This is a genomic window from Clostridium sp., from assembly GCF_032552055.1.
Lineage (GTDB): Bacteria > Bacillota > Clostridia > Clostridiales > Clostridiaceae > Clostridium.
The window spans coordinates 1-10,767 of record NZ_JAWGSV010000101.1 but is presented as its reverse complement, the minus strand read 5'-3'; the positions used below and the strand labels follow the sequence as shown (position 1 = coordinate 10,767).

The following is a 10,767-nucleotide window of genomic DNA, read 5'->3' as shown; positions in this document are numbered from 1 at the left end:
TGTTAATATAATGTAACTATAAAATTAATAGGAGTTGGCATTAAATGAGCACTAAATTTGATCCAAAAAACAAAATTATAAGACTATGCGTGTTGGGAATGGGTATGGAAGAGCAAGGTAACTCTGAAGAAGCAAGTGAATTATTTCTTCAAGCTTGGAATGAATCAGCAAATGACTTTGAAAGATTTATTGCAGCTTATCAAGTAGCTAAACACGAAAAAGATATTTCAAATAGATTAAAATGGATGGAAACATCTTTAGAGTATGCCATAAAATCAAATGATGATAGTGTTAAGAGTGCTTTTCCTGCAATATATATAAGTATCTCAAAATGCTATGAAGAATTAGGTAATTATAATAAGGCAAAAATAAATTATGAATTATCAAATTCATATAATACTGAACCTTATGATAAAGGACCTTTTTATCATGGAACTAGAGCAGATTTACAGGTTGGTGATTTACTAGTATCAGGTCGAGATTCAAATTATAATTCTGAAGTTAAGATGAATCACATTTATTTTACATCCAATCTTAATGGAGCAGGACTTGCAGCTGGATTAGCAAAGGGAGAAGGCAGAGAACGAGTTTATGTTGTAAAGCCAACAGGGCCCTTTGAAAATGATCCAAATGTAACTGATAAGAAATTTCCAGGAAACTTGACATGCTCTTATCGCTCTGAAGCCCCTTTAAGAATTGTAGGTGAAAAAACAGACTGGATGAAACAGACACCTGAAGAAATTAGCCAATGGCGTGATAAATTAGCTAATAACAAATGGGAAATTATTAATTAAAGATATCTTTAATCATACTTAAGTGAAATACTTTAGGTTAAGTGATTAGAGAATCAGAATAATTTAGGCAATATGGTAGATATTCAAAATGATATCAAGGAATGATTATATTTCTAAAATAGAAGTCATTCATTATATTTTCATACAACGTATATATTGAGTTAATCATATTTTAATAGATTTACGGATATTTTTAATTAATGTACATTTAGAATTTATGTTCTGCGATATAGATTATGAATCTAGATTAAAGTTGATATTGCCCTATCCACTGTTTATATTTTTCGTAAATAAAATTTATGGATAATATGTTTTTTTGAAAGTAGATAGTTCTATAGGGAAAATAGGAATTTTATTTTCTATTAAAACATTACATCTATTTATTGGAGTAGGACTTGTAATTATTATAGTATTAGGCATCGTTATCTATATGAAAAAAGAAATTCAGAACAATCTTAATATATTACTAACTAAAGTCCAGTGATTTAAAATCATTGGACTTTTTAATATAGCATATTATATATGTATAATATGTTGTAAATATTATTTTTAAAAATTTTTTATAAAATTACTCTTGATAATTTAAAATCTGCTTTTATTTTTTCTCAATTAAATTTTAACTGTATCCTCTTCATTATTACTCTATTGTTGATTTGTTTTTAATATTTTTATAAAAATTAATAGTAATCAATAATACAAAATAAATTGGGATTGATATAAGCAATATTACAAAAAAATCACGTGTAGCTGAGTATGATGCAGTATTAAATCCCTTGATACAAATAGTTCCAATAACATATGAAATAGGTATTAATAAAATCTTACTTATAATAGTTCGTACTATTTTATTCTTATATAATGCTAAAATAACAATAGAAAATATAGCCATTAATACTATTGCAATAAGTAAATATCCTCCGAGAAATAATCTTGGTAGAGATATAGTTCCATCACTTTCAGCTAAATTTTTTCCATATATTAAAATATCATTTGATTGACCTGCTGAGTAATAATATATTGAAGTTATTTTTTCTCCATTAGGATTTAATACTACAGTCCCAAGTTCTCTATTATTAAAAAGTTTATCCCACAAAGTTTCCCAAGTAGATATTCGATAATTATAGCTAGAGCCATCTTCAGAAAGGTATTTATATATATTATAACTAGATACTTCATCACCAAAATCAGCAAATATTTCTCCATTATCTTTTGTATTTATAGATACAATATCATTAGAATATTGTATATAATTTGGTTCTGATAAATAATTAATAACTAATATTGAAATTATCATAGTTAACATTATTGAAAAAATAATTATATTAAACTTCTCCCTATATAATTTAGATTTTACATTTTTAAATCCAGTAGTATTTATATCTATAGGTATATTAGGTGGTGTTTTCATTTCTTCAACTTCTTTTTTGCAATCTATACATTCATCAAGATGCTTTTCTATAAGAACTCTTGTATCTTCACTTACAATGTCTTCAACATACAATGGCAAAATATCTTTTATAACAGCACAGTTAATTTTCATTTTTATACCTCCATTTACTTTGTATTTTTTTTCTAGCTCGGTGATAAGTAACACAAGCCCAGTTTTCATTCTTTTGAAAAAGTGAACCAATTTGCTTAAAACTTAATTCCCCAAAAGTACGTAGAGAAAATACTTCTTTATATGGTTCCTCTAGACTATGCAAAATCTCATGTATTTCGATAGAAGTTTCTACTGATAGAAATGCTTTATCAATATCAAAACCAGCTTCTTGTTCTTTAAATTGGTCTACATATACCAATTTCTTATTTTTACGTAGGTAGGAAAAATAGCTATTCTTTGCAATTTGGCATAACCATACTCTAATATCACAATTGCCATTAAAATCCTCGATTGCTTTAATAGCTTTTATAAATGTTTCTGAACTAATATCTTGTGCCACATGTTCATCATTAGATAAACTTTTTATATATAAATAGACATCTGGAAATAATCATTATATATCTTCTCAAATTCCTCCACTTCTTCACCTCCTTATCTATAAGACGCATATATTTGAAATACCTTACAATTAATTAATGGAGTATATTTCTATACTCCATTAATAGTTATCTAGCTAATAATACAATTCTTCGCTTTTTATTTAATGTTATAATAACATAAACTTCAATTTTATTCCATAATAACCTCTATTAGTAATATATATGTATACTAGAAGGTTCTAAGTAAAACAAATGATATAATCTTAATACTTTATTATATGATTTTGTCTGTGATTATAACTGTGATTTATTATAATATTCATATCTTTGCATCTTAAACGTAACTCTCTGCTCTAAAGTCATCACTTAAATAAATTTCTCTATCTAAATAAAATAATAAAAGCAAACTATATAACTATATAGTTTCCCCCCTAAAATTGTAGTAACAAACTACATGCTTCTAAGTTATATTTAAATATCTTATTCTGGAATTATAATCCATAAATTATGTATAATAAGATTATAAAGGTTTGAATAATTAAAATAGGAGGAATTTATGAGGAGAATATTTTACGCTTTAATCTCTTTAACTATATTATTATTTGTTGGATGCAATAGAACTCCAAAAGCATCTATTCCAGACTTAAAAATATCAACTAATGGTTCCGATATATTACTTTCAAAAGGTAGTTATGAATGGAGTAATAATGTTGGGCTCTTTACTAAAGAAACCATTAATGCTGATTCAGCAAGTCCAGAACAAATTGCAGAAACTATAGATGGTAATGAAGTAAACCCACAATCAGAGTTGACTTTAGATTTTTCAGAAAAACCAAATAATGTGAAAGTAATTGCTTGGGGCGATTCAAAAGATACCACCTATACTTATACTGATGACAAAATTATTGTTCCTAATGAAAAAGGTATTTACATCTACGAAGTCTTTGGTGAATGGAATCAAGGACATGTATCTTATACAATAAAAATAATAGTTACCAATGAATAATCTTAATAAATTAATACCATAATTATATTTCAAAGTAGTTGATAAAATTTGATTCTTGAAAAGTGAATATCACTTAATTTACAAAATATATTATAATTAACTTATAATTGTAACGAATTTCACATAAGGAGAACTGTTAAATGTCAAATTATATAATGGATTTGCGATCTATTGTTGGAAATAGACCATTATTACAGGTAGGAGCAAGTGTAATCGTAGAAGATTATAAAGGACGAATTCTTTTACAAAAAAGAAGCGATAACCATTGCTGGGGGTATTCAGGAGGTTCAGTTGAATTAGACGAAAAAGTTGAGGATACAGCTAAAAGGGAATTATATGAAGAAACTGGACTGACTGCAAATAGTTTAGAACTATTTGGTATATTTTCCGGAAAAGATACACATTATGTTTATCCAAACGGGGATGAAGTATCTAATGTTGATATTGTTTATATATGTAAAGATTATTCAGGTAAATTAAAGATGCAAGAAGATGAAGTTGAGCAGTTAAAGTTTTTCGCTATCGAAGAAATACCAAAGGAAATTTCACCCCCATTAAAGATAGCATTAAATAAATGGGTTAATGGAAAAATAAAAAACAATAAAATTTAGTTTTTCTAGTATATTTATAGAAACAATTTGAAACTATTGCGAACTAAATTGATCTTTGAGAATTGAATAATACGGTATGCGATTATAGTATATTTTTAAGCAAAAAACAAAATATTTATTGAAATATAATTGATAGTTATGTTATTATATAATGATATTTATGTGTTAGTTTTTTATACACTAAAATATAAATAGCAATCTAACTTTTATAATGGAGGCTATTATGATAAAGAATGATGAGTATTTTATTAAAAAAGCAATTGAACTATCTTTGAAAGCAAGAGAACAGGGAAATGAGCCATTTGGAGCTGTATTAGTAAAGAATAATGAGATTGTAATGATTGGAGAAAATCAAATTAATTCAATTTCTGACCCTACACATCATGCTGAAATTGGATTGATTCGTAAATTTTGCTCAGAAAACAAAGTAAATAATTTAGGTGAATATACACTATATTCAAGTTGTGAGCCATGTGCTATGTGTTCAAGTGCTATGGTTTGGTCTAAACTTGGCAAATTAGTTTATAGTGTTTCACATGAACAATTAGCAGAAATCGCAGGGAGTAATATTATGATTCCATGCAAAGAAGTGTTTGAAAGAAGTCCACATCAGACGATTGTTGTAGAGAAATTGCTAAACGAGGAAGGCTTGAAAGCTTTTGATGGTTATTCTTTTGTATAACAAATTCTAAGTTCATCTAACTTTAGAAGTAGATAAACTTATATGAAATTTTAATGTGTTACAAAAATAAAATTAAATATTAATTTATCATAAATACCGTATTATTCAAAAGAATATGCGGTATTTTTTAGTGCGCAATTCAAATATTATGCGTAAACCAACTTGGAGCTTGCGAGGTCACATAATCATATAACTCAAAATGATATTTCTATTAAACTATGCTCGCATAGTTTTTTCCTTCAGTGTCCGACCTTTATCTTAAGATTTTATATTAGTTATAGAACTCTATACATATTGTGTGAAAGCTGACTTGGAGCTTGCAAGGTCAGCATAATCCCATAACTCAAAATAATACTTCTGTTAAACTATGCCCGCATAGTTTTTTCCTTTAGTCAGTTACGCGATATATAGATATATTGAAAAGTCCTCAGTCATATATTATGTGAATGTCGACTTAGAGCTTGCGACGGAGACAAAGCATAATATATGACTGAGGACTACCTTCCAATATATCTACAGCATAGCTCCGTCGATTTTTAGGATCTGTCCGTTTATATAAGTACATTTTTCACTACATAAAAATACTACTAATTCTGCAACTTCCTTAGGATCCCCAAATCTCCCTACTGGAATTTCATTTTCTAACTCTTCTCTTTCTTCAGGAGATAAAAATGAATTCATTTCTGTATCTATTACACCAGGAGCAATTCCATTAACTCTTATTCCCATAGGTGCTAATTCCTTAGCTAATGATTTTGTAAATAAGTTTATAGCTCCTTTTGTACTTGAATATAATACTTCACAAGAAGCCCCAGCTTCACCCCATATAGATGATATATTAATAATATTACCACTACCTCTATTTATCATATGAGGTATAACTTCTTTACTTAAGTACATAGCTCCAAATACATTAATCCCAAATATATTTTCAATATTTCTACTTGAAAAGTCCATAAATAATCCTCTAAAGGAAACAGCAGCATTATTAATTAATATATCAATTTTACCAAATGTCTTTATTATATAATCTATCATTTCCTTGCAAAAGTCATAGTTAGATATATCACCTTTATAAAGCTTGGCATAGCCACCTAACTCTTGAACTTCTTTATATGTTTCTTCTGCAGATAGATCATCCTTTGAATAATTAATTATTACTGTAGCACCTTCTTTAATCAACTCTAATGCAATTGCTTTTCCAATCCCCCTAGTACCACCAGTTACTAAAGCAATTTTCCCTTGTAAACTTACCATTTTCTTCTCCTTAACTTTTCATTCTTTAGTAAATTATAAAAAGTTTCTACTATAAAGTATCTCTTTATAATTTTCCTTCTTTAGTTTTAATGATGTAAATCTTATATGACAACCACCTGTATCTTAAGTAGTAGATGTAATATAAGACTTATATCATTTTTATAGCCACTCTTTAAGTACTCTTTTTACATTTCCATAATAAATTTTATCTATTTCAGTATTTGTAAATCCTTCTTTTAATAATGCATCTCTAAGTTTGCCTATTTCACCAATATTTTTTATTTCAACTTCATTTTCAATTCCATCAAAATCAGTTCCCAATGCTAGTACATCAACACCCCCAACATTTTTTATATGCTTTAGATGAGCTACCATTGAATTAATTGTAGGTACTTTTTCTCTTCCAAGGAAAGGTCCGCAGAAATTTAATCCCATAACTCCACCCTTATTAGCAAGCTTAACTATCATATCATCAGTTAAATTTCTTGAATGATCAGTTATTGCTCTTGCATTTGAATGTGTTGCAATAAATGGCTTTGTACAAATATTAATTAAGTCATAAAATCCACCATCAGATAAGTGAGAGCAATCTGGAATTATTCCAACCCTCTCCATTTCTAATACTATTTCCTTACCTCTTTCAGTTAATCCCTTATCTTTATATTTATATCCTGCATTAGGATAGCCTATACTATTTTTAAAGTTCCATGTTAAAGTAATAAATCTTATTCCCATATCATAAAGCTCTTGTACTCTTTCTACCTTACCTTCAAGAACTTCACCTTCTTCTATAGATAAAAAGGCTCCTATTTTTTCTAAGCTATTAACCTCTTCTAATTCTTTTAAATTTCTAACTAATACTATGCTATCTTTATTTTCGCTTAATTCCTTTGTAAAGTTATTATACATTTTTATAAATTCTTCATAAGGATTTTTAACTAAATCTAACTCTATAAAATGTGCAAATACTTGTGCTAAAGCTTTTCCTTCTTTTAATTTCTTTATATCTACCTTACATATACTTTCTCTTAATTTTAACTTTTCATATAACAGTCTACTGGCTGTGTCACAATGTAAATCTATTGAATTCATTTTAATCCCCTTTTCTTTTTTTTAGTTTTTTCATCTTCTATCATTCTAATTCTTTCTTGTCTTGCCCATAATAAATACTCTTCTATATTTCTAGGACCAGTAATAACCTTTCGTCTTACCCATAAAACGCCTGACTCTTGAGCTTCTATATTCCATTTAACTAAAGATATCCTTCCACTTTCAACTTCAATTGCAGTAATAGCATAAGGTAATACTGCACATCCATCGTTAAAGTAAGGTGGCTCTTTACATTCAGGCATTCTACTATTATGGGTATGTCCACATAATATCATTTTACCATTATCTTTGGCCCACTTTTCTAATCTTTTATCTACCTTATTTCCTTTTTTATTATTTTTAGCAGGACTTGATGGATCTCTAAAACCTGCAATTCCATTTAAAAACTTCCATGGATATCTAACTAAGAATCTAGAAATCATCCAATACCTATAATTAAATTCATCAGCTTGATGACCATGGGTTACTAAAAACTTTTCATTTATTGGAGTATATTTAAAATTTATACCTTCATAAAAATTTAAATCCTTTATAAACTTTAAAAAATTATGACCATAATTATTGCCTATCTTTTTTAAAGCTCTATATTGTGAAATATAAAAATTTTCCCTACTTTTTATTATATCATGATTACCATAAATTATATAAAGTCTATTTTCTTCTTTATACTTGTTTAACACCTTAAAAACATCATTATATATATAAGCTATATCTGTACAATTAATATTTTTCCAAAGTTCATCCCCATCTCCTACTTCTACATAAGTAAAGCCCTTTTTATAATAATAAGATAAAGCTGCCTTATATATATTCTTATTTGGTAGAAATGAATCATAAAAAGTCCCATCTCCTCTATGAATATCTGATATAAATACTATATTATCACTATTATCAAATTTAACTTCTTTTGAATTTTCATAAAGATAGTTTAATTGTTTCATAAATATTCCCCTAAAATTAATTATAAATATTATATGTTTAAATTACAAATTTGCTAAAAGTATCCTAGCTATTTAATTTAAAGATACATATATAAATTTTATTTTTTAGTACAAACTACATATATAGTCTACTTTGAAAGGAGAAGAAAGAATTTGAAACTAAAATTTAATAAACTTATTCTTATATCCTTATTAGTTTTCAATTTGATACCTTATTTTAAAGTTAAAGCTGATAAAGAAGATTTTGATTTATATAATGAAGAAATTCAATCCTCAAACTTAATAGATACCTCTTCTGAAGAGATAAAGAGAGAGTTTAAAGTCTTAATAGAAGATTTGTTTACAAAGAGAAATACTGCTATAGTTTCAGCTGATTCAGAGCTTCTTAAGGAATTTTATGATTTGAAAATAAAAGTTAGCTTATGGGCTTATGAAAGTGAAGCCAAGAAAACCCAATACTTAATTAATTGGTCAGAAAAACAATCTGTTAAATTTAAGGATTTAAAATCTATTGTACGAATAAGAAAAGTAGCAGAAAAAGAACCTGGCCTCTATGGAATAATTTGTGATGTTGCTACAGATTTCAATTATTATTATGTAGATAGCCCTGAAACTATAAATCACTTTAGACTTGGTACTAATCATTATTTGAATTTAAGAAAACAAGATGATCGATATATAATAACTAAAGAATGGTACACTGATCCTTTTGCCGATTCCCTAGATTTAAATAATATAAAGTCTGATGAGATTAAAAGCTATATCCTAAGCCAAACTTCTCCAGAATATACTCCTTCAGAAAAAGTTCAAAAGGCAGTAGATTATGCTCATAAGTATTGTGGCGTTTCTGAAGATGAAGAATTCACATTTAAGTATAATCCTGGCTATAAAGATCATAATCCTGACGGTGGTGATTGTGCTAATTTTGCATCCCAAATCTTATTTGAAGCTGGAGGTTTTAAAAAGAACAGAACCTGGAATTATACTGGTAAAGAAGGTACTAAAGCTTGGCTTAATGCACAAGGCTTTAAAAATTATATGGTTTCAAGTGGTAGAGCTTCTTATATTGCAAAAGGTAGTTATCAAAGCATATACAAAGCAGCCTTTAATTTAAGACCTGGTGACTTTGTAGCTTATGAAAAGAAAGGTAGAATAACTCATGTATCAACAGTAACTGGCTTTGATTCTAAAGGTTATCCTTTAGTAACCTGCCACAATACAAATAGATTATTAGTTCCATATGACTTAGGTTGGAGTAATGATAATATAAAATTCCACCTAATCCATGTGCATTATTAAATAATTAAATATTAAAAATAAATTAAAGGGCTATTGCTAGCAGACCTTAATTGGCTAATGCAATAACCCTATTTTATTTATCTTAACACAGATGTATCTTGTGCAATTTGATATTTAGATTGTAAATCCTTAGAAGAAGTGCCTGGATTAACTTTTTTCTAAATTGACTGAATAATGGAAGTTTAAATATTACCAATATTAAAATTTATTCTAATTTTTAATGGGAATCTTAGAAATTAAAAAACAAAAAAGGCTATGCACTGGCTATAGCCTTAAACTAATGAAATTTTATAATTTAAAATAACTTCCCTCCAATTATTAGTTCTGTAACTTCTTTATACCATCTTTATATTGATCTATAGAATCAGACACTATACTCATAAGCTTTCTTTGATAGCTCTTATCACATAACATAGCATCTTCACAACTATTGCTCATAAACCCCATTTCAAATATTACTACTGGAACCCTTGACCAATTAAATCCCGTAATATCATTTCTCTCAAATATTCCATTAACCTTAACTCCATTATCCTTAAGGTTAGTTTTTAATATTTCAGCGTACTTATTACTTTCATCAAAAATATCTTTTGTACTTCCCTTGCTAGATGGAACTAAAAGAGTTGCACCTGTTTTACTATTGTCTTTTAAGCTATCACAATGAATTCTAATTGTCATATCTGCTTTTGATTTATTAGCTATTTCAGCTCTTTCTGAATTACTTATATTTACATCATGTTCTTCCCTAGTCATAATTACAGTATAGCCTTTTTCTACTAATAAATCCTTTAATATAGCTGCTGCTTCTAAATTAACTACATATTCAGGCTTCTTTGTTGAAATCCCTTCAGTCCCTTGGGAAACTCTCGGCTTTTTATTAATAGAGTTTGGTGAAACATTCTCAAGCTTGCTATCACCTTTCTTTTGATGTCCAGCATCAATACATATAACTATTTTTTTATTTTCCTCCTCTGTAAAAGCTTTTGGACTTAAAGCTAAACTATAAAAAGAAATAATGGAAATTATTAATATAATAATAAAGTCTTTCTTTTTCATTTCTCCTCCTAAATTGCAATAAAACTATTAC

11 protein-coding genes are annotated in these 10,767 nt (G+C 27.6%); 5 read left to right on the top strand and 6 right to left on the bottom strand.

Translation table 11 applies throughout. The annotated features are described in order from the left end of the window. Positions 1 to 368 precede the first annotated feature (368 nt). The gene (arr, locus tag E6248_RS16400; RefSeq protein ID WP_396335140.1) at positions 369 to 794 is read left to right on the top strand and encodes an NAD(+)--rifampin ADP-ribosyltransferase; all 426 of its coding nucleotides are present in this window, start codon (positions 369 to 371) and stop codon (positions 792 to 794) included. A 637-nt stretch (positions 795 to 1,431) separates the two neighbouring features. Here arr and E6248_RS08565 read toward each other — a convergent pair. Then, on the bottom strand, positions 1,432 to 2,334 hold the full coding sequence (locus E6248_RS08565; RefSeq protein ID WP_316340402.1) for a zf-HC2 domain-containing protein: 903 nt from the start codon (positions 2,332 to 2,334) through the stop codon (positions 1,432 to 1,434). Beyond that, positions 2,324 to 2,734 carry a sigma-70 family RNA polymerase sigma factor gene (locus tag E6248_RS08560; RefSeq protein ID WP_316340401.1) on the bottom strand — a complete coding sequence of 137 codons (411 nt, stop codon included), beginning with the start codon at positions 2,732 to 2,734 and terminating at the stop codon, positions 2,324 to 2,326. The genes E6248_RS08565 and E6248_RS08560 overlap by 11 nt, the downstream gene beginning before the upstream one ends. Before the next feature lie 596 nt (positions 2,735 to 3,330). On the opposite strand from E6248_RS08560, the gene E6248_RS08555 reads away from it, so the two are divergent. From E6248_RS08555 to E6248_RS08545, 3 genes are all read left to right on the top strand, one after another. Continuing rightward, positions 3,331 to 3,780, top strand: a complete 450-nt coding sequence (locus E6248_RS08555) for a hypothetical protein (RefSeq protein ID WP_316340400.1) — start codon at positions 3,331 to 3,333, stop codon at positions 3,778 to 3,780. 140 nt (positions 3,781 to 3,920) lie between these two features. Continuing rightward, positions 3,921 to 4,391 (top strand): NUDIX hydrolase, encoded by a 471-nt coding sequence (locus E6248_RS08550; protein ID WP_316340399.1) that lies wholly within the window; start codon positions 3,921 to 3,923, stop codon positions 4,389 to 4,391. Positions 4,392 to 4,614: 223 nt separating this feature from the next. Beyond that, entirely contained in the window at positions 4,615 to 5,073 is a 459-nt protein-coding gene (locus E6248_RS08545; protein ID WP_316340398.1) for a nucleoside deaminase, read from the top strand. Between the two features lie 513 nt (positions 5,074 to 5,586). On the opposite strand, the gene ymfI is transcribed toward E6248_RS08545, so the two are convergent. From ymfI to E6248_RS08530, 3 genes are all read right to left on the bottom strand, one after another. Further along, a complete protein-coding gene (gene ymfI, locus E6248_RS08540; protein ID WP_316340397.1) occupies positions 5,587 to 6,330 on the bottom strand; it encodes an elongation factor P 5-aminopentanone reductase in 744 nt (247 codons plus the stop codon). 159 nt (positions 6,331 to 6,489) lie between these two features. Beyond that, positions 6,490 to 7,422 (bottom strand): dipeptidase, encoded by a 933-nt coding sequence (locus tag E6248_RS08535; protein WP_316340396.1) that lies wholly within the window; start codon positions 7,420 to 7,422, stop codon positions 6,490 to 6,492. After that, positions 7,419 to 8,381 (bottom strand): metallophosphoesterase, encoded by a 963-nt coding sequence (locus E6248_RS08530; protein ID WP_316340395.1) that lies wholly within the window; start codon positions 8,379 to 8,381, stop codon positions 7,419 to 7,421. Before E6248_RS08530 ends, E6248_RS08535 begins: the two co-directional genes overlap by 4 nt. Before the next feature lie 153 nt (positions 8,382 to 8,534). On the opposite strand from E6248_RS08530, the gene E6248_RS08525 reads away from it, so the two are divergent. Continuing rightward, on the top strand, positions 8,535 to 9,680 hold the full coding sequence (locus E6248_RS08525; RefSeq protein ID WP_316340394.1) for an amidase domain-containing protein: 1,146 nt from the start codon (positions 8,535 to 8,537) through the stop codon (positions 9,678 to 9,680). Positions 9,681 to 9,998: 318 nt separating this feature from the next. Here the strand turns inward: E6248_RS08525 and E6248_RS08520 are convergent, their stop codons facing one another. Then, positions 9,999 to 10,736, bottom strand: coding sequence for an N-acetylmuramoyl-L-alanine amidase (locus tag E6248_RS08520; RefSeq protein WP_316340393.1), 738 nt, complete (start codon positions 10,734 to 10,736; stop codon positions 9,999 to 10,001). Positions 10,737 to 10,767 lie beyond the last annotated feature (31 nt).